This is a genomic window from Peptacetobacter sp. AB800, from assembly GCF_047807365.1.
In the GTDB taxonomy this organism is placed as follows: Bacteria; Bacillota; Clostridia; order Peptostreptococcales; family Peptostreptococcaceae; genus Peptacetobacter.
Map to the genome: position 1 here is coordinate 22,117 of NZ_JBLOUI010000020.1, position 21,547 is coordinate 43,663.

Consider the following 21,547-nt stretch of genomic DNA (forward strand, 5'->3'; position numbering starts at 1 on the left):
AACAATCATTATGTGAGTAGTTTTTCCTTGTACCAGAATAACAAACTGAAGATAAGAGATATATCTGCTCAAAAGCGACAATACTGCAAGCGCCCCACAACTGCTGAATGTTGTGGGGCGCTGAAGCCTGGAGCCAAGAGCAGATATACTCTTGTCCTTTTTATTTAGTTCCGAATAATCTATCTCCAGCATCTCCTAAACCTGGTAATATGTATCCATGTTCATTTAATCTTTCGTCAAGAGCTGCTACAAATATATCAACGTCTGGATGATATTTGTGAACTTCTGCTATTCCTTCTGGAGAAGCTACTAAGTTAACTAATTTAACACTTTTAGCTCCTTCTCTTTTAACAACGTCTATAGCTGCAACTGCAGAACCACCAGTAGCTAACATTGGGTCTACAACTATCATATCTCTTTCGTTTATATCCTTAGGGAATTTGCTGTAATATTCAACTGGTTTTAAAGTTTCTGGGTCTCTGTATAGACCAACATGACCAACTTTAGCAGCTGGAACTAATGAAAGTAATCCGTCTACCATTCCTAATCCCGCTCTTAATATTGGAACGATACCTAATTTTTTACCAGCTATTACTTTAGCTTTAGTCTTAACAAGTGGAGTTTCTATTTCAACTTCTTCAAGTGGAAGATCTCTTGTTATTTCGTATCCCATAAGCATAGTTATTTCTGTTAATAATTCTCTGAAATCTTTTGCTCCAGTGTTTTTATCTCTCATTAAAGTTAATTTGTGCTGAACTAATGGATGATCCATTATTACTACTTTGTTCATATAGATAAGCCTCCTAAAATTTTAATATGTTAAACAATAAAAATTGTTTTATGCGTAATCGATTATTAATATACACACACTTTTTCATATTATACCAAAAATCTTAACATTTTTCATCTGTTTTTTGTATTTTGCTTAAAAATAATAAAATTAATTCATTTTATTATTAAAAATTCAAAATAAATTCATACAAAAACACGAAAATTCTTTAATTATTTTGATTATATCTTCGTGTTTTTATATCCTCTCTCTGCTGATTAACAGCTTTATTCAAAATATCGCCCTCTAAATATTCGACCATATCCAAATAATCTAGAGATTCATTAAAATATCCTATATTTGACGCTGCTGTAGACAGAGATAAATAATATGCATTTTTAGCGTCTTTAGTACGAGGATGATTTAAAATATTTTTTAAATCACAGTATAATTGGTAATCATCTTTTGCCTCATTATACTTTTCAATAATTTTATTGTACTCCTCTGTAAATTTTTTATTCTTTCTTTTTTCACTAGAAGTTGCAAGTGCAGAAAACAATACGAAATGTACAATCCAAACAGCGACAACTATAACAGTGAAAAGCAAAGTACTTTTTATACGATTTATAAAACAGATTGGAATTAGTAGAGCCAATATTAAAGTAGAAACATAGACAAACGACGACTTTCTATTTTCCCACTTTATTCCACTGTACTTTTTGCTACTCATATCATTTAGATTTTTGGATGCAAGTACAGAAATAATATACCCTAGATTTTCTGTCTGATTTGGTAGATTATTGTTGCTTTTCTTACTTGCATATAATTGATATCTCGTTCCGCTCTTAAATTGGATAATTATCTTCATACCGAAAATACCATTTTTCAAGGCAATTCCCTGCATATCTTTAAATTTAAAGAAATGATAATCAGTCGCCTTATCGACCTTCAATTTGCTCATAAAACCAAACAAAAGCCCTTCATTATTTATAGAAATTATACAATTTTGATTAAATGATACATTATTTATCTTTTGAATAACGGCAAGGATTAAATGATTGGGAATAGAATAAATCTCTTTAGACACATTTGGCAAAACTTGCTCTGTCATAACTTTATATAAAATCTCTTCATCGTACATAAGCTTCATAGGAAAAAACTCCTTTCTATAAGGACAGAACCTCCCACGACTAAAGTCACGAGCGTTCTTGGTTAGTTTAATAAAATATTATCTATAACTATATTATAACTTATAATATAAAAAACCAAATGAAAAATCTGAGGAAAATAACACTAAAATAAAAAATCTCGCGAATTACAATTTAACAAACTGCAATAAAAAGAAGCTATTTAATTATGGTAAATAAATTTACAATGCATTGCCGAAGAATAACATGCATCAAGGATTGCTGATTTAAAATATAAAAAAAGAGAAGTAACAAATTAACAGCGACAATGCAACTTGATTGCATGGAGCGTTAATTGTTACTTCTCTTTTTTGCTATTTTACATCTACAATTCTTAATGCGTGAGATTCGCATGCCTCCACGCATGCAGGTAATAGTCCAGCTTTTACTCTATCATTACATCCATCGCATTTTACTAATTTTTCGTTTGTAAATTTAGGTATATCAAACGGACATACAAACGAACAAATCTGGCATCCTATACAATTTTCCTCATGAGTAATTACAAAACCTGTTTCTGGATCTACAGAAAGTGCACCATGAGAGCAGTTGTTAAGACAAGTTGGATCCTCGCAATGTCTACAAGCATCTGTAATAAGTCTAAAAGTATTTGTAACAGGATTTTCAATCCTTCTCATCTTTCTGCAGCTTAAACCGCCTTTATCCGAATGAACATTTGCACAAGCTGCATGACATTTGAAGCAACCATTACAAAGGTCCATATTATAAACAATCTTTTTCAAAAATAAAACCTCCCCCAAAAAAATTCTGTCACGAAAAAAATAATACGATTTAATTTTACACGAAAGAAAGAATGTTTTCAATTACATTTGAAGGATAGAGTTATACTGCGTAACTTTTAAAAAATATGGTATAATAAAACAATGAGACAAAATTTTAGACAAATGAACGATGGAAATTATTTGATAAAAAGAAAAAGAAAAAAGTAATTGATTTTAATAATAATTTGAAATGGAGGAATAAGATGGAAGTAGATAGAAAAAAACTTACGCCCATGATGAAACAGTATATGGAAACGAAAGATAGATATAAAGATTGTATACTATTTTACAGATTAGGCGACTTTTATGAAATGTTCTTTGACGATGCGATAGTCGCTTCAAAGACACTAGAAATAGCACTTACAGGAAAAGCTTGTGGATTAGAAGAAAGAGCTCCAATGTGTGGGGTACCTTTTCATTCTGCCAATTCATATATATCAAAATTAGTCGAAAACGGATACAAAGTTGCAATAGGTGAACAGCTAGAGGATCCAGCTAAAGCAAAAGGAATAGTAAAGAGAGATGTTATAAGGGTTATAACTCCGGGGACAGTTCTTGACGGATCACTTTTAGAAAACAAGAAAAACAACTACCTAATGTCTATATACAGAAACAAAAATATGATCGGGTTATCATATGTAGACATAAGTACAGGAGAATTAAATGCGACTTATCTAAACGAGGATAAAATAGTTGAAGAAATAGCAAAGGTAAATCCTTCTGAGATAATATTAAACGACCCTTCATTTATTGATAAGATAAGAGATATTGCAACAGTTGGAAATATATACATAAATGAAAGCTTTGACGATGATATGGAAGATGAGTCAATAATATTTGATTACTTCCCAAGTGAATATATAGAAACATTGGATTTAGATAACGACGGACTTATAAAGAAAAGTATAGCTATAATCCTAAACTATATATATTCTACTCAGAAGCAGATAACGTCTAATATGAGCTCTATAAACGTGTACAACTCATCAGAATATATGGTACTTGATATGTTCACAAGAACAAATCTTGAGCTTACACAGACTATAAGAGGTGGAAAGAAAAAAGGATCACTGCTTCATGTATTAGACAGAACATCTACTTCAATGGGTGGTAGACTTCTTAGAAAATACGTAGAACAACCACTTATAAACAAAGAAAAAATAGAGTACAGATTAAACATAATAGAAGAAATAAACGACAATTATATTCTAAAAGAAGACTTAATTGAAACACTAAAGAAAATTTACGATATAGAGAGAATCTGTGGGAAAATAGCATTTGAAAAAGTTACTCCTAAGGAATTAATCAACTTAAAACACTCTATAGAAAAATTACCTCTATTAAAAGATACAGTTGAAAACTCAAACTGTGTAATCCTAAAAGAGTACATAGATGGAATGGACACATTAGAGGATATTTATGAATTAATAGAGGATTCTATAAAAGAGGAGCCTGCGATTACAATAAAGGACGGAAATATAATAAAAACAGGCTATAACAAGGAGCTTGACGAGCTTAGAGATATTTCTAAAAATGGAGCAAATATAATAAAAGATATAGAAGCTAAGGAAAAAGAAAGAACTGGGGTTAAATCATTAAAAATAGGATTTAATAAAGTTTTTGGATATTATATAGAAATTACTAAAGCTAATTTATCTCAGGCAAATATTGATGAAAGTTATATAAGAAAGCAAACACTTAGCAATGCAGAGAGATTTATCACTCCAGAGCTAAAAGAAATAGAAGAAAAAATTCTAAATGCTGAAGAAAAAATAAAAGCTATAGAATATGAAATCTTTACAGAAATTAGAAGTGCTGTTTATAGAAATATAAATAGAATACAGGAAGTTGCTCATATTGTTGCAAATGTCGACGTATATGCAGCACTTGCAGAAACAGCTTCACAAAATGGATATGTAAAACCAAATATAAACAACGAAAATAGATTAGAGATAAAAAATGGTAGACATCCAGTTGTAGAAAATATCGTCGGAATAGAAAACTTTGTTCCAAATGATACGTATTTAAAAACTGGAGAAAATACTATAAACATAATCACAGGTCCAAATATGTCAGGTAAATCTACATATATGCGACAAACTGCGATAATTGCACTTATGGCTCACATAGGTTCATTTGTCCCAGCAGAATATGCTGATATTCCAATAATGGATAGAATATTTACAAGAGTTGGAGCGAGCGACGACTTATCTCAGGGACAGTCTACATTTATGGTTGAGATGAATGAAGTTTCAATGATTTTAAAAAATGCTACAGACAAGAGTTTAGTTATACTTGATGAAATAGGTCGTGGAACTAGTACTTACGACGGAATAAGTTTAGCTTGGTCTATAGTTGAGTACATTCAGAAAAATATAAAATGTAAGACATTATTTGCAACTCATTACCACGAGCTTACAGACCTTGAAGATGAGTTTGATGAAGTTAAGAACTATTCTATAGGTGTTAAAGAAGATGGGAATGATGTAATATTTCTTAGAAAAATAATTCCTCAGGCAGCAGATAAAAGTTATGGTATATATGTTGCTAAGCTGGCAAAACTTCCAGATGAGGTTATAAACAGATCTTCTGAGATACTTTCTGATTTAGAAAAGAACCACGTAAGCAATATGAGTGTATTAAATGCATTATCTTCTGATAGAGAAAACAGTAAAATTGTACAAAATGTTGTACATATAAACGATAGAGTTGCTGAAAAATCAGCTTATGATAATGAAGATTTAAAACTAGAAATAGGCAATCTGAAAACAGAAAACAGTAGTTTAAAAAATTATAACGATAACTTAAACGATAAAAACAAAAAACTTGAAAGCTCAAATATAAAATTAAACGAAGCAAGAAAAGAATTAGAATTAAAAAATAATGAGATAAACAATAGAAATAAAGAACTTGAAGAAAAGATAGATTCGCTTTCTAAACAATTAAAAGAAAAACAGTCTAAAAAGAGCAAAAAAGTGGAATACAGTACTTCAGGAGTTCAGATTTCATTTGGAAGTATGGAAAAGAGTAAATTAGAGGAAGAGGTACTATCTCTAAATCTGATGAATATGACTCCACTTGATGCTATGAACAAAATATTCGAGCTTCAGAAAATAGCTCAGGAAGAAAGCTCAAAATAAATTGTTAGGAGGATTATTATGAAAAATAGAATAAACCTGCTAGACGAAATAACTATAAACAAAATTGCAGCTGGAGAAGTTGTTGAAAGACCATCATCTATAGTGAAGGAATTGGTTGAAAACTCAATAGATGCTGGTGCTGATAGGATAATAATTGAGGTTGAAAACGGTGGAAAGTCACTTATAAAAATAACAGACAACGGATGTGGAATTCCTTCAAGTGAGGTTAAAAAGTGCTTTTTAAGACATGCAACTAGTAAAATAGACAAAATAGACGACTTGTTTAATCTATTTACGCTTGGATTTAGAGGAGAGGCACTTGCTTCTATCTGTGCAGTGTCAAAGCTTGAAATGACTACAAAATTTGAGGATGAAGCTGTTGGAACAAAAATCACTCTAGTTGGTGGAAATATAGAAGCAAAAGAAGCTGTTGGTGCAAATACTGGAACATCTATCGTGATTAAAGATTTATTCTTTAATACTCCAGCGAGAAAAAAATTCCTAAAAACAGACCATGCTGAGCTTATGAATATCACAGACATTGTGAACAAGCTTGCGATAGGATATCCAAATGTAAAATTTAGATACCTTAATGCAGGAAAACTAATGGTCAACACTCCAGGAGATGGAAAACTAGTAAGTGCTGTTAGAAGCATATATAGCAGAGAAGTTTCTGAAAACTTGATTGAAATAAACTATGATTGCAGCCTTTTCAAAATAGATGGATACATAGGAAATAACAATATATACCGCTCAAACAGAAATCTACAGCATGTATATATAAATGGAAGATTTGTAAAAAGCAAGATAATTTACGATGCGATTGCAAATGCGTATAAATCTATAATTCCTATAAATAAGCACGCAGTTTGTTTCATAAACTTGTACCTTGATCCACAGAAGGTGGATGTAAACATACACCCAGGCAAGATTGAGGTTAAGTTTGAAAAGGAAAACGAGATAAAATTAGAAATAATGGAATATATTAGGGCAAAACTGCTTAAACAAAGCCTTATTGGTAAGTATGAAACATTTGACAGAGTTCCTAAGGATAGGGCAGTAAAACAAGACTTTAGCGGTAATGCATTTAAAAATCAGGATTTTGGAAATACTACGACTAATTTTAGTGAAACAAATACAAAACTTGACGATAAAAATATTAAACCGATAGACTTATCTGATGAGGTAGATGTAAATTCATTTATTAAGTTAGATGATTTTGAGGAGAAAAAGAAAAAAGAAATAAAAAATAAATCTAATGCAACAAAGAATAGTTCATTTAAAAACTATGATAATAAAACAAATAAAAGAGAAAGCTATTCTAGTGGGTTTAGTAGTTATAACAGCGATGTGGATAACTATAAAAACAACTACAGTAGTGCTGTAAAAATAGAGGATAATGATAAAATATCTGAAACTGAATCACAGATGGCATTCACAGCAGATGGTGCAATACTTGATTCAGAAAAGAGAGACGAAATAGAGAAAAAAGAAGCTGGATTCTCTCTTAAATATTATAAAGTTGTTGGAGTAGTATTTGATACATATATAGTACTTCAAAAGGGAGAATCTATGTATCTAATGGACCAGCACGCAGCACATGAGAGAGTTCTGTTTGAAAGATATATGAACGCATTCCACAAAAGAGAAGTACACATGCAGATGTTATTAGATCCAATTGTGTTAGAGCTATCAAGCGTGGATATGCTACAAGTTGAAAAAAACTTAGATATATTTAGAAACTTTGGATTTGAAGTAGAAATATTTGGGATGAATAATATCCTGATAAGAGGTGTACCTAACCTATTTGGAACTCCGCAATCGGAAAAATTCATCTTAGAATTGATAGACAACATAGATAAAATATCAAATAACTACGATTTAAAAGATGATAGATTTGCGATAATGGCTTGTAAATCGGCGATTAAAGCAAACGATAGAATTCAAAATATAGAAATAGAATCTCTATTTAGACAACTTGAAAAATGTGAAAATCCATACACTTGCCCACATGGAAGACCTACAATGGTAGAAATTTCTAAAGTTGAAATAGAAAAGATGTTTAAAAGAATAATGTAGAAAAATAAGAAGGGAGGGGTATTATGACAACACCACTAATAATCCTTACTGGACCTACTGCAGTTGGAAAGACAGATCTTTCAATACAGCTTGCAAAGGCAGTTGATGCAGAAATCGTATCTGCAGACTCAATGCAGATATACAAATATATGGACATAGGTAGTGCAAAAGTAACTGAAGAAGAAATGCAGGGAGTGAAGCACTATCTAGTAGATGAAATAGAGCCAGATATGCCTTTTTCTGTATCTGAATACAAAAGAATGGCAGAAGAATACATAGATGAAATTTCTAGTAGAGGAAAAAATGTAATAGTCACTGGAGGAACAGGACTTTATTTAAACTCTTTAATATACGATATGGACTTTGGAAAATCTGACGCAAATCAGGAACTAAGAGAAGAATTAAACAAAGAACTTGAAGAAAATGGACCTGCGTATATGTACGAAAAACTAGTTTCATTAGATAAAGAAGCTGCTGAAAGAATTCATCCAAACAACACAAAAAGAGTTATAAGAGCAATAGAAGTTGCTATGAGTGGAGAAAAGATGAATGACTTCTCAAAAGATTTAAGATACAATAAAAAGTATAGACCAATTATAATAGTTTTAAATAGAGATAGACAGGCATTATATGATAGAATAAATCTAAGAGTTGATATAATGCTAAAAAATGGTTTAATTGAAGAAGTTAAAGGACTTCTTGAAAAAGGATACACAAAAGATATGATTTCTATGCAGGGAATCGGATACAAAGAAATTATAAAATACTTCGATGGAGAGTACACTCTTGACGAAGCTATAGAAATAATAAAAAGAGATTCTAGACGTTATGCAAAAAGACAGCTAACTTGGTTTAGAAGATACGAAGATGCAAAATGGTTTGAAATTGATAAATTTGATTCAGCCGAAGAATTAAAAGATGCAGTTGTTTCTTATGTCAAAGAAATGCTTTAGTAAGAAAAAGTTTTGATTTTAAATAAATTATTTTAGGGGGATTAGAAAATGAAAAATACAGTATTAAACTTACAGGATTTATTCTTAAATCAGGCGAGAAAAGAGAAAAAAACTGTTTTCATATATCTTGTTAATGGTGTAAAGGTCAAAGGAACTGTAAAAGGATTTGACAGCTATGTTATTCTATTAGAGGGAGAAGATAAGAAACAGAGCTTAATATACAAACACGCTGTATCTACTGTTCAGCCAGTAGATAATATAAGCATAATATACTAAGATACAAAGAAAAAGGAGCAAGAAATGTTAGATATTACAAGAGATTTTTTAAAAGAACACTACAATATAGACGATGAAATGATGAAATTCTCAGAAGAGGTTATGGAAGACATCAAATTTAAATTTGATGAGATCAAAGAAATAAGAGAATACAATCAGTATAAAGTATTAAGAGCTATGCAGGAAGCCAATTTAAGTGATAACCACTTCAACTGGACTACTGGATACGGATACAATGACCTAGGTAGAGAAAAAATAGAAGAAATATACGCAAAAGTATTCCATACAGAAGATGCACTTGTTAGACCTATAATAGTTAATGGTACTCATGCTCTATCATTAACTGTTCAGGGGTTAGTAAGACCAGGAGATGAAATACTTTCTATAACATCAGCACCATACGACACTCTTCAGGGAGTTATAGGTATAAGAGAAGAAAAAGGATGCCTAAAAGAATACGGTGTTACATACAGTCAGTTAGATTTTAGAGAAGATGGAAATATAGATATAGATGGTATAGAAGCTAAAATAAATGACAGAACTAAATTAGTTATGATACAGAGATCTAAAGGATATGAATGGAGAAAATCTTTATCAATAGAAGATATAGAAGAAGCTGTTAAAGAAGTTAGAAGAGTTAAACCAGAAGTTATAATAATGGTTGATAACTGCTACGGTGAGTTCTTAGATACTAAAGAACCAACAGATGTTGGGGTAGATATAATGGCTGGATCATTAATCAAAAACCCAGGAGGAGGACTTGCTTTAACTGGTGGATATATAGTTGGTAGACATGATTTAGTTGAACAGATATCATATAGATTAACTTGTCCTGGTATAGGTAAAGAATGTGGTCTTACATTTGGAACTACAAGAAGTGTACTTCAGGGATTCTTCATGGCTCCATATGTTGTATCTCAGGCTGTAATGGGTGCCATATTCTGCGCTAGAGCATTTGAAAAATTAGGATATAAAGTACTTCCAGCTTATGACGACTTAAGAAGTGATATAATCCAGTGTGTTCAGCTTGGAAGTCCAGAAGAAGTTGTTAGATTCTGTGAAGGTGTTCAGTATGCAGCTCCAGTTGATTCATTCGTTACACCAGTTCCATGGGCAATGCCAGGGTACGAAGATGAGGTTATAATGGCTGCAGGAGCTTTTGTTCAGGGTTCTTCAATAGAATTAAGTGCTGATGCACCAATAAGACCACCATACAATGTTTACTTCCAGGGTGGACTTACATTTGACCATTCTAAGATGGGTACATTAAAGGCTATAGAGAGAATAAAAGATCTACATAGAGAACAGGGGAAATAAGTAAAATAAGAGGTTGATGCAATTTTTTGCAAAAACCTCTTTTTTTATTTATCTAAAAAGATAGAAAGTATATTAAAAGATAAAGAAGTTGTTTAGGTTGGAGGTATGAATTTTAATGTAAGTTTTGATACACCAGTTAAGCCAGATGATAATAAACCAAATCCTGATGAACAGCAGAACCCCGATGAACAGAATCCAAGTGGAAAGAATACAGCTCCTGTATTAACATCAAGAAATAAAATATATGTTATAGATAATGGTGCTAAAATTGATTTTAATAGATATGGAGTTAAAGCTTTAGATGCAGAAGATGGTGATATAACTAATAAAGTTGTGTTCACAAATTTACCTGACACAACAGTTTAGGGTGATTACAAATTCTTTGCAAAAGTTACGGATAAAGGTGGACTTACATCTACATTAGAATTAAAAGTTAGAGTTAGAGGTGCAGTGGCTGATTATGATGTTAATTCAGCATCATACCAGAGAAGATTGAATGCTGAATTTGATAGACTTTTACAGAAACATAGAGCAAATAGAAATCCAATTTCATTAGAAAGTAGAACTAGTGAATTAGCAAGATTAAAAGCTAACCATATGGCTGATTTAGGTTATTGTGGACATACTTATGATGATAATCAGACAAAGCTTTATACGGATAGATGGAGAAAGGGCGACACTATGGGATACAAACTTTGGGTTTGGGATATCTATCCAGATGTTCAGGGTGACGGCAAAGGTTCAATATGTCCTTTAGGTGAAAATGTGTATATGAGTTCTGGATATAGATTAAAACCAGAAGATTTAGCTAATCATATCTTCACATCATGGGTAGATTCTCCTATGCACAATGATGCTTTACTTTCTGAACAGGTGGATTATTATGGATTTCATGTTACAAAAGCTAGTAATGGTAAGATTTATGCTGCTTATGATATTAGTGAGCTTGTTACTTGGAATACAATAAAATAAATATAAATTAGTGATATAATATGAAATTTAAGAAAAAGGTAGTACAGTAACATTTGTAGCGTAAATAAGGGAGCAATTGCTCCTTTTTATTTTGCAAATTATTCAAAAGAATTTAAATACTAATAATAATTGTTTTTATAGAAAAATTTTAATAAAATATTTGTTAGCAACTATTTACTAAAAAACTTAAATATGTTATTTTAAATATGGGATATTTTCCTAAAATTCTAAAAATTATTTCAAAAAAGGAGAGATATTTATGAAATTTAGAGAAAAGGCAAGTGCTTTAGTATTATGTGCAGTATTACTAGGAACTTCTATTGTTCCAGTATCTGCAGCAAATAAGGATGAAATAGTAGGGTCAAACAGATACGACACTGCTGCAAAAATTGCTGATAGAATGGGAAATTATGATACAGCAATACTTGTAAATTCAGATAAAAGCTTAGCAGATGGACTTTCTGCGTCTTCGTTAGCAGGTAAAGAAAACGCTCCAATACTATTGGTAAGACAGAATTCTATACCATCAGAAACATTATCTAGACTTCAAAATGTAAAGAAAGTTTACATAATCGGTGGTACTGCTGCAATAAGCAAAAATGTTGAAAACCAACTACAGGGTAAAGCAATTCAGAGAATAGAGGGTAAAAATAGAATTGATACTTCAGAAAAAGTTGCTGCACTTGTAGGAAACTATGATGAAGCATTTATAGTTAATGGAAACAAAGGTGAAGCAGATGCAATGTCTGTAGCAGCTGTAGCAGCTAGAGATAAAGCTCCAATACTATTAACTAATGGAAATTCAACAAATCAGCAAAAGAGATCTGGAGTTAGCTATTATGTTGTTGGAGGAGAAGCAGTTGTTTCAAGTTCATTAGTAAATAAATTTGGAGCAGTAAGATTAAGTGGTTCAAATAGATATCGGACTAACAAAGTTGTAGTAGAAAAATTCTATGCTAATTCAGATAAATTATACTTTACAAAAGGCGACAAATTAGTAGATGCTCTTACAGTATCTTCTTTAGCAAAAACTGATGGTGTAGTTTTTGTATCTAGTACTTCAGATAAGAGTATATTAAATAATAAATCTACACTAATTCAAGTAGGTGGAATGGATAAATCAATAGTTGATTCTATATTTGAAAATGAAGATAAAGTAGATAAATCATCTTTAGTAGTGGGAAATGACTATGCTGAAATAATGAGATGTGAAGATTTCCCATTTGAGCAATATAAAATAAAAGCAACTGATATAGATGGTACTGACATAACCCATAAAGTTAAATGGATAGGTACAGGTGGTCCTGATGAAAAACCTCTTCATGAAATTGATACAAGCGTAGCAGGTGGATTTCCAATAGAATTTTATGTAACATTAAAAGATGGAAGAGTTTTACATGAACCAGGATTCCTTGCTGTTGGAACAGATTTAAATGATGAAAAACCAGAAGGAAATGAACCTAGTACAAATATAAATGTAAACTCTGAAGCTTATCAGGCGGAATATAGAAAAGAATTCTATAAATTAATAAATGAGCATAGAGTTTCTAAAATAGTACAGCCTCTAACACCAGAATATGGATTAGAAAGATGGGCATATTTAAAATCTAAACACATGGCAGATAATAATTACTTTGATCATAAATATAATGGACAAATGATAGATGATATGTATCCTAATGAGGGTGGAAGTGTTATGTTATCTGGAGAAAATATATTCTACTCTTTTGGACGTAATTTAACAGCAAAAGAATTTGCAAAATATTCATTTGAAAACTGGAGAGAATCTGATGGACACAATAGAAATATGTTAAGTAGTTCATATAATCATGTAGGTGTTGCAGTTTATCAGTCAAATGATGGTAAGATTTATGCAACTACTGACTTTGGATGGTAATATATTATCAAAAGTAATTTAATTAACTAAAAAATATTAATATAACAAAATTATATTACTAAAAATAGAGAGCTTCGGCTCTCTTTTTTTGTTGATATATAAAAAATAAAACTTTTAAACATCAAATAATTAAAGTAATAAGTTTTTTATCTAACTTAATAAAATTTCTTAAAAACTAATTATACATGATATAATAAAAACTGTGAAAATAAATTAAATATTATGAAAGGAAATTAAAAATGGAAAATAAAATTAAAAATATAGTTAATGAAAATAGCAGAGAAATGATTGAATCAATCAAAGCTGCTGTAAGAATAAATAGTGTTATGGATGAAGATACAGCAACAGAATCAATGCCTTTTGGTAAGGGAGTAGACGAATCTCTTAGAAAAACTTTAGAAATAGCAGAATCTCTAGGGTTTAAGACTGTATACAAAGACGGATACTATGGATATGCAGAAATTGGAGAAGGAGAGGAGCTTATTGGAATATTAGGGCATATAGATGTTGTTCCTATAGGAGATGAATCTAAGTGGAAATTCCCTCCATTTTCAGCAACTGAAGAAGATGGATACATATACGGAAGAGGAACTCAGGACGACAAAGGACCTACAATAGCTGCAATGTACGCTGTTAAGGCTCTTTTAGATGCTGGGGTTAAGTTTGGCAAAAGAGTTAGATTTATAATCGGTGGTGACGAAGAAAATTTATGGAGATGTATTGCAAAATACACAGAAAATGGTGAAGAAATACCATCTATGGGATTTACACCAGATTCTTCATTCCCAGTGACAAATGCAGAAAAATCTCTAGTGCAGTTCTATTTAAGAGGAAAAGGATCTAAAGATTTAAGTTTAAATATATCTGGAGCATTAAATGCAGTTCCTGGAGTAGCTAATTATACTGGAGAACTTGCCGACAAATTAGCAGAAAAACTAGATGAGTTAAAATTTGAATATGAAAAAGATGGAGAAAGCATAACTGTTATTGGGAAAAGAGTACACGCTGCATCTGCTGACAAGGGAGTAAATGCAATAGAAAGACTTTGTAAAGCTCTTTATGAAATAGGTGTAAAAGATGATGTTGTAAGATTTGTTGCCGAATTATCTGACTCAGTTGGTAGCAAGATACTTCCTAATTGCGTAGATGACGTATCTGGGACACTTACTCTAAACTTAGGCGAGCTTATAATAAACGAAAAAGAATCTAAGATAGGGTTTGATTCAAGAGTACCTGTAAAATTCACTATAGAAGATTTAGAAAATGCAGTAAAAGAAAATGCTGCTAACTATGGACTTGAATTTGAAGAGTTTGATAGACTAAAATCTCTTTATGTTCCAGCAGATTCTGAGCTTATAAAGACACTTGTATCTGTTTACGAACAGGAAACAGGACTTGAAGGAACACCAAAATCATCAGGTGGAGCTACTTATGCAAAAGCTCTTGATAACTGTGTAGCTTTTGGAGCAATGTTCCCATTTGATGAAAAAACTGAGCACCAGGAAAATGAAAGAGTAAACATAAAAAATATGATAAAAGCTACTGAAATATATGCTTTATCTGTCTATAGATTACTAGAATTATAGATTTTATTAATATATTAGCTAGTATATAGAAAACTTTAAAAAACTTTAAAAAACTTTATCTTAAAAAATACTTTAAGCAGACTTTGAATAAATATAAAAAATATTTTTTTGTTAAAAAAATAGTTAAATATTCTTTATTTAATAAAGAAAAGATAGAAACAACTTTAATACAACAACAAAGTTTTTAGTCGAAAGTTCAGATAAATTTGAAAAATATCAAAAAATTAAGTTGAAAATTATAAAAAATTTTACTAACATAAAAATAAATAGTATAAAACGACAAATATATTGAATTTTAAAATGCAAGCGTTATAAAAAATGCTTGCATTTTTTTATTTTTGCTAGAAAATGAATCTAATATAAAATAATAGTGAATATAAATAGAGCGAATTAGAATTTAGTATGATTATTTCTAAGTTTAAAAAAACATACTATTTACAATGATTGAAATTTCAACAAATATACTATGATAAGGATAAAAAATAGAAGTTTTTTCATGTATAAATATTTATTGTCTAAAAAATGAAAGATTACTTTATAAAGAAGTTACAAATTGTAATTATTTGATTAATTTTCAGAAAAATGATAAAGTATATAACAATAACTAATAGATAATATAAGGAAAAGTAAAGGAAGTGTTCAGTTATGATTGAATTTAAAGATGTATCAAAATCATTTAAAGACAAAAAAGTACTGGATAATGTATCTTTCAATATTGAAGAAGGGGAATTTGTTTGTATAATCGGAGGAAGTGGATGCGGTAAAACAACTGCCTTAAAGATGATTAACAAATTAATACTCCCAACAGACGGAACTATATACGTTAATGGAAAGGATATAAGTAAGGAAAACGAAATAGAGCTTAGAAGAAATATCGGATATGTAATCCAGCAGACAGGGCTTTTCCCTCATATGACAGTTAGGGAAAATATCGAATTAATACCAAAAATAAAGAATAAAAGAAACAAGGAAAAAGAAGGAAAAAAAGAAGAAGCTGAAAAACTTCTAGAAAATGTAAGAAATGTGCTTACAATGGTTGGGCTTAATCCAGATGAATATATGGATAAATATCCAGTTCAGATGAGTGGTGGTCAGCAGCAGAGAGTTGGAGTTGCAAGAGCATTTGCAAGTAATCCGGACATAATATTAATGGACGAACCATTTAGTGCACTGGATCCAATAACAAGAAACCAGTTACAAGATGAGCTTGTAGCATTGCAGGACAAATTAAGAAAAACAATAGTCTTTGTAACTCATGACATGGGTGAAGCTATAAAACTAGCTGATAGAATTTGTATATTAAATGAAGGAAAAATTCAGCAGTTTGATACTCCAGAGCAGATATTAAAACATCCAGCAAACGACTTTGTTTTAAACTTTGTCGGAAAGAAACGTATCTGGGACTCTCCAGAGCTTATAAAAGCAGAAGATATAATGATAGAAAATCCTATAGTTTGTATATCAAGACTAAAAGCTATCAAAGCTCAAAATATAATGAGAGAGCACAGAGTCGATAGTTTAATGGTAATAGACGAAAATAGAAAATTCTTAGGTAAAGTATATGCATCTGATGCATCATTAGAAGTCAATAGAACAAAAAGAGTATTAGATATAATGGATACAAATTGCGTATCTGTATCACCTAGAGATTCTATAGTAGGTGTGTTAAATAAAGCAAAGGAATTTAATATGTACACAATTCCAGTTGTGGACAATGAAAAATTAGTAGGGCTTATAACAAAGAGTACACTTGTTACAGCACTTTCTAAGAAATACGATGAAAGTGAGGTTGAATAAAAATGAGTGGTTTTATAGAATATATGCAACAAAATTCAGGAACAGTTTTAAACTTGTGTATTGAACATATACAGTTAACTGTAATAGCAATAGCTATAGCAATACTTATAGGTGTTCCTCTTGGGATACTTATAACATACTTCAAACCAGCTAAGAAACCTATAATGGGTATGACTAATATCATACAGGCAATACCTTCAATGGCTCTTTTAGGGTTTATGATTCCTCTATTTGGGATAGGTACAAAGCCTGCAATAGTAATGGTTACTCTATACTCATTACTACCAATTATAAAAAATACAGTTGCAGGACTTAACAACATTAACCCAGATACAATAGAGGCAGCAAAAGGTATAGGACTTGATAGATTCCAGATACTATACAAGGTACAGATACCGCTAGCTGCTCCAGTTATAATGGCAGGGGTTAGAATAAGTGCCGTTGGTGCAGTTGGTCTTATGACACTTGCAGCATTCATAGGTGCTGGAGGACTTGGATACCTAGTATATGCAGGTATTCGTACAGTAAATAACGCACAGATACTAGCAGGTGCAGTGCCAGCTTGTATACTTGCATTATTGATAGACTACATATTCTCAGTACTTGAAAGAGTAGTTACTCCTAAAAATTTACAGCTTTCTGTAAATAGAAGTAAATTCGCAAAAGTTATGGATAAAGTTGTAGTTGCAGTGCTTTGTGTAGCACTTATTGGAAGTTTTGTATTTAGTGCGTTGACAAAGGTAACTTCAGACAGAGAAATTACAATAGGTAGTATGGACTTTACAGAACAGGAAATTCTAAACTACATATTAAAATATTATATAGAAGATAATAGTGATATTAAGGTAAATCAGTCGCTTTCACTTGGAGCATCTTCAATAGTGCTAGATGCTATTAAAGGTGGAGATGTAGATTTATACGTAGACTACACAGGAACAATATACGGAAGTGTTCTTGGAAAAGAGCCTAATAGCGATGTTGAAGAAGTTTATAATACAGTAAAAGATGAAATGAAATCTCAGTACAACTTAAATGTATTAAAATCATTAGGATTTAATAATACATATACATTAGCTGTTAAGAAAGAAACTGCAGAAAAATACAACCTAGAAACAATTAGCGATTTGGCTAGAGTTTCTAATAAGTTGGTATTCTCTCCAACACTTACATTTGTCGAAAGAAAAGACTGTTTAGTAGGTCTTCAGAAAGCTTATCCAGTAAACTTCAAAGATATAGTTCCAATAGATGGATCTCCAAGATATACAGCTTTAATGAGTGGCGAATGTGATGTTATAGATGCATATTCAACTGACGGACTTCTTAAAAAATTCGATTTAAAGGTACTAAAGGATGATAAACAATTCTTCCTACCTTATAATGCGATACCTATTACAAATGACAGGGTAAAAGAAGACTTTCCAGAAGTTGAAAAGCTTTTAAATGAGTTAGGTCAGTATTTGAATGAAGAAACAATGGTAGACTTAAACTACAGAGTTGATGAATTGAAACAGAAACCATCAGATGTAGCTAAGGACTTCCTACAGGAAAAAGGATTAATTAAATAAGAAATATGAGACTGTTGCAAATTTTGTAGCAGTCTTTTTTTAGTTGCGATGTATTTTTATATTTATTATAATATTAAAGTAGTAAAAATAAATTTAAAAGCAATTATATTTAATATGATTTTTTTATTATTAGTTCAAGGGGGTAAGAAAAATGGCAGAAGAGAATAAGATGGGAGTTATGCCTATAAATAAACTATTGATTACTATGTCGTTGCCTATTATGATTTCGATGCTTGTTCAGGCACTATATAATATAGTAGATAGTATGTTTGTTGCGCAGATTAATGAGGATGCGCTGACTGCGGTATCTTTAGCGTTTCCAATACAGAATCTTATGATTGCGGTTGCTACAGGTACAGGTGTTGGTATAAATGCGCTGCTTTCAAGAAGTTTAGGAGAAAAGAATAGGGAACAAGCAAGTGCAGCTGCTAATAATGGTGTATTTTTAGCAATTATGAGCTGGGTGGCATTTTTAGTAATAGGAATGTTATTTAGCCGTCCTTTCTTTATAATGCAAAATGCTGGAGAAAGGATAACTGAGTATGGAATAACTTATATGACAATATGTTGTTCGTTATCTTTTGGGATATTTTTACAGATAACATTTGAAAGAATTCTTCAGGCAACAGGTCGTACTTTCTACTCTATGATATCTCAGCTGACAGGCGCTATAGTCAATATCATATTAGATCCGATTTTTATATTTGGATTATTTGGAGCACCAAAACTAGGTGTTGCTGGTGCAGCTATTGCAACTGTTTTTGGGCAGATGTCTGCTATGACACTTGCGATGTTTTTCAATCACAAGATAAATCACGATATAGATCTTCACTTTAGAAGCTTTAGACCATCTCTAAATATAATAGGTAAAATATATAGAGTTGGTATTCCGAGTATAATAATGGCAAGTATTTCGTCAGTTATGACATTTGGTATGAACCAGATTTTACTTACTTTTACAAAGACTTCAGCAGCATTCTTTGGAGTGTATATAAAGCTACAGAGCTTTGTATTTATGCCTATATTTGGTCTAAACAATGGTTTAGTTCCAATAGTTTCATACAATTACGGTGCGCAGAATAGAAAGCGTATATTAAAATCAATTAAATTAGCTACAACTTATGCTATTGGAATAATGATTCTTGGAACAGTTTTATTTGAATGTGTTCCTAAGGTACTTTTAGGTATATTTAATCCGTCAGAGGAAATGATTAGAATAGGAGTTCCTGGGCTTAGAATTATAGCGACACACTTTATTTTGGCAGGTGCTAGTATTGTTCTAAGTACTGTATTCCAGGCACTAAACCAGAGTTCGTTCTCGCTTATTATATCAGTTGCTAGACAGTTATTTGTACTTTTACCAGTTGCGTATTTGATGTCTAGAACTGGAAATATTAATCTTGTTTGGTTATCTTATCCGATAGCTGAGATTGTTTCACTTGTGCTTTGTTTAGGATTCTTTAAGAAGATTTACGACGAAAAGATTAAGCATATACCAGATGGAACAACTTGTTAATAATAAAAGGACAAGAGTATAACTACTCTTAGCTCCAGGCTTCAGCGCCCCACACTGTTAGAGTAACATATTTAGCAGTTGTGGGGCGCTTGTAGTATTGTCGCTTTTTAGCAGTTATACTTCTTGTCCTCAGTTTATTATCTTGCAAAGCTTAATTCATTTGTTGAAGAATAGTTAAGGAGTTTTTTATGTTATCGTGATAAAATTTGGTGTTAAAAGATAAACTCTGAAAAAATATTTATTATATTCGTACAATTCTCTTTTAAATTTTTCCTATAATGTGGTAAAATTTAGTTAAAGCTAAAACAATATCTATAATATAATAGAAAAAATTGGAGGTATTTATTATGGAAAAAATATATACAACTGAACCTACTGAAATAGAACAGAAGGTGTACGATATATTAGACGAGCTTGGTGTAGACTACGGTGTTGTTGAACACGAGCCACTATACACAGCAGAAGATCTTAACAAGATAAAAGAACAGGCTCCAGGTCTTCACGCTAAGAATCTATTCCTTAGAAATGCAAAAGGAAACAAATATTATCTTATAGTTGCAGAAGACGCAAAACAAGTTAATCTTAAAGAAGTTAAAAAACTTATAGGCAGCACAAATCTTTCTTTCGCATCAGAAGATAGATTAATGAAAGTATTAAAATTAGTTCCAGGAAGTGTAAATCCATTCTCTTTAGTTAATGATGAAGAAAAAGTTGTTGAACTTTATATAGAAAAAGAACTTTTAACAGGGGAGCTTTTAAACTTCCATCCAAATGTAAACTACAAAACAGTAACTATATCTTTAGATGGTCTTAAAAAATATCTTGATTATATAGGTGTTACTTTAAACGAAATAGAATTATAGGATTTGGAGTTAAAGGATATTTTTTATGGTAGCAACATTAGTAAATTGCGGCGTTATAATAGTTGGGTGTATAGTAGGTCTTTTTATCAAAGGCGGTATACCAGAGAGATTTAATAAGATTATAATGAACGGATTGGCACTTTGTGCGATGTTTATAGGTTTTTCGGGAGCATTAGAAGGCAATAATACGATAATCACTATAGTTTCTATGGCTGTTGGTGCGTTAATCGGTGAGCTTATAAATATTGATAAATGGCTAAATAAACTTGGAGAAACAATACAGAAAAAACTTGATAAAGGTAATGGAAAAGAAAGTAGAATTGCAGAAGGTTTTGTAAATGCTAGTTTATTATTCTGTGTAGGTGCGATGTCTATAGTTGGAGCGCTTCAGGCAGGACTTGCTGGCAATTACGATACTATTTATGCAAAGACTGTACTAGATGGAGTTAGTTCTATAATATTCTCTGCTTCTATGGGGATAGGGGTTATATTTTCATCTGTGACAGTTCTTTTATATCAGGGTGGGATTACGCTATGTGCGTCGTTCTTATCTGGAATTTTAAGTCAGGCTGTTATAGCAGAGATGACTGCTGTTGGAAGTTTGATGATTGTTGGACTTGGACTTAATCTTTTAGAGGTTACTGATATAAAAATAGCGAATCTATTGCCGGGGATATTGGTGCCGGTAGTGTTGGGACTAATAGGACTAGTGTAAAAATTTAATACGAAATATATAAAAAAAGGAACCCCCCAGTAAAACTGGGGGTTCTTCATTTGACGCCTATAAGGCTCAACTTCCAGCTACGCTTCAAAGCGTATGTCGGTCCGCCACTCGCTAACTACTTCTG

At 31.4% G+C, this 21,547-nt stretch carries 17 protein-coding genes; 14 read left to right on the forward strand and 3 right to left on the reverse strand.

Features of this window, described 5'->3' with window-relative positions; all coding sequences use genetic code 11:
- Positions 1-160 precede the first annotated feature (160 nt).
- The 3 genes from upp to ACK2WN_RS07185 form a co-directional block, all read right to left on the reverse strand.
- On the reverse strand, positions 161-790 hold the full coding sequence (gene upp, locus ACK2WN_RS07175) for a uracil phosphoribosyltransferase (RefSeq protein WP_300530089.1): 630 nt from the start codon (positions 788-790) through the stop codon (positions 161-163).
- Positions 791-998: 208 nt separating this feature from the next.
- Positions 999-1,919, reverse strand: a complete 921-nt coding sequence (locus tag ACK2WN_RS07180) for a hypothetical protein (protein ID WP_416155237.1) — start codon at positions 1,917-1,919, stop codon at positions 999-1,001.
- Positions 1,920-2,270: 351 nt separating this feature from the next.
- Positions 2,271-2,699: a 4Fe-4S dicluster domain-containing protein gene (locus ACK2WN_RS07185; RefSeq protein ID WP_300530085.1), complete on the reverse strand. Its 429-nt coding sequence runs from the start codon at positions 2,697-2,699 to the stop codon at positions 2,271-2,273.
- Positions 2,700-2,941: 242 nt separating this feature from the next.
- On the opposite strand from ACK2WN_RS07185, the gene mutS reads away from it, so the two are divergent.
- From mutS to ACK2WN_RS07255, 14 genes are all read left to right on the forward strand, one after another.
- Positions 2,942-5,878, forward strand: a complete 2,937-nt coding sequence (gene mutS / locus ACK2WN_RS07190) for a DNA mismatch repair protein MutS (RefSeq protein ID WP_416155238.1) — start codon at positions 2,942-2,944, stop codon at positions 5,876-5,878.
- A gap of 18 nt (positions 5,879-5,896) precedes the next feature.
- Positions 5,897-7,957 (forward strand): DNA mismatch repair endonuclease MutL, encoded by a 2,061-nt coding sequence (gene mutL / locus ACK2WN_RS07195; protein WP_416155239.1) that lies wholly within the window; start codon positions 5,897-5,899, stop codon positions 7,955-7,957.
- A gap of 23 nt (positions 7,958-7,980) precedes the next feature.
- Complete coding sequence (gene miaA, locus ACK2WN_RS07200) at positions 7,981-8,910, forward strand: tRNA (adenosine(37)-N6)-dimethylallyltransferase MiaA (protein WP_201417191.1); 930 nt, start codon at positions 7,981-7,983, stop codon at positions 8,908-8,910.
- A 48-nt stretch (positions 8,911-8,958) separates the two neighbouring features.
- On the forward strand, positions 8,959-9,186 hold the full coding sequence (gene hfq / locus ACK2WN_RS07205) for an RNA chaperone Hfq (protein WP_300530078.1): 228 nt from the start codon (positions 8,959-8,961) through the stop codon (positions 9,184-9,186).
- A 24-nt stretch (positions 9,187-9,210) separates the two neighbouring features.
- A complete protein-coding gene (locus tag ACK2WN_RS07210) occupies positions 9,211-10,503 on the forward strand; it encodes an aminotransferase class I/II-fold pyridoxal phosphate-dependent enzyme (RefSeq protein ID WP_416155240.1) in 1,293 nt (430 codons plus the stop codon).
- A gap of 105 nt (positions 10,504-10,608) precedes the next feature.
- Positions 10,609-10,869, forward strand: a complete 261-nt coding sequence (locus ACK2WN_RS07215) for a hypothetical protein (RefSeq protein WP_416155241.1) — start codon at positions 10,609-10,611, stop codon at positions 10,867-10,869.
- 84 nt (positions 10,870-10,953) lie between these two features.
- Positions 10,954-11,475 (forward strand): CAP domain-containing protein, encoded by a 522-nt coding sequence (locus ACK2WN_RS07220; protein WP_416155242.1) that lies wholly within the window; start codon positions 10,954-10,956, stop codon positions 11,473-11,475.
- A 259-nt stretch (positions 11,476-11,734) separates the two neighbouring features.
- On the forward strand, positions 11,735-13,372 hold the full coding sequence (locus tag ACK2WN_RS07225) for a cell wall-binding repeat-containing protein (RefSeq protein WP_416155243.1): 1,638 nt from the start codon (positions 11,735-11,737) through the stop codon (positions 13,370-13,372).
- A 239-nt stretch (positions 13,373-13,611) separates the two neighbouring features.
- Positions 13,612-14,958, forward strand: a complete 1,347-nt coding sequence (locus tag ACK2WN_RS07230) for a Sapep family Mn(2+)-dependent dipeptidase (protein ID WP_416155244.1) — start codon at positions 13,612-13,614, stop codon at positions 14,956-14,958.
- A gap of 645 nt (positions 14,959-15,603) precedes the next feature.
- The gene (locus tag ACK2WN_RS07235; protein WP_416155245.1) at positions 15,604-16,755 is read left to right on the forward strand and encodes a betaine/proline/choline family ABC transporter ATP-binding protein; all 1,152 of its coding nucleotides are present in this window, start codon (positions 15,604-15,606) and stop codon (positions 16,753-16,755) included.
- 2 nt (positions 16,756-16,757) lie between these two features.
- Positions 16,758-18,320 carry a glycine betaine ABC transporter substrate-binding protein gene (locus ACK2WN_RS07240; protein ID WP_416155246.1) on the forward strand — a complete coding sequence of 521 codons (1,563 nt, stop codon included), beginning with the start codon at positions 16,758-16,760 and terminating at the stop codon, positions 18,318-18,320.
- Between the two features lie 151 nt (positions 18,321-18,471).
- Positions 18,472-19,836, forward strand: coding sequence for an MATE family efflux transporter (locus ACK2WN_RS07245; RefSeq protein ID WP_416155247.1), 1,365 nt, complete (start codon positions 18,472-18,474; stop codon positions 19,834-19,836).
- Positions 19,837-20,183: 347 nt separating this feature from the next.
- Positions 20,184-20,699 carry a prolyl-tRNA synthetase associated domain-containing protein gene (locus ACK2WN_RS07250; RefSeq protein ID WP_300530369.1) on the forward strand — a complete coding sequence of 172 codons (516 nt, stop codon included), beginning with the start codon at positions 20,184-20,186 and terminating at the stop codon, positions 20,697-20,699.
- Between the two features lie 25 nt (positions 20,700-20,724).
- Entirely contained in the window at positions 20,725-21,414 is a 690-nt protein-coding gene (locus tag ACK2WN_RS07255; RefSeq protein ID WP_201417200.1) for a DUF554 domain-containing protein, read from the forward strand.
- Positions 21,415-21,547 lie beyond the last annotated feature (133 nt).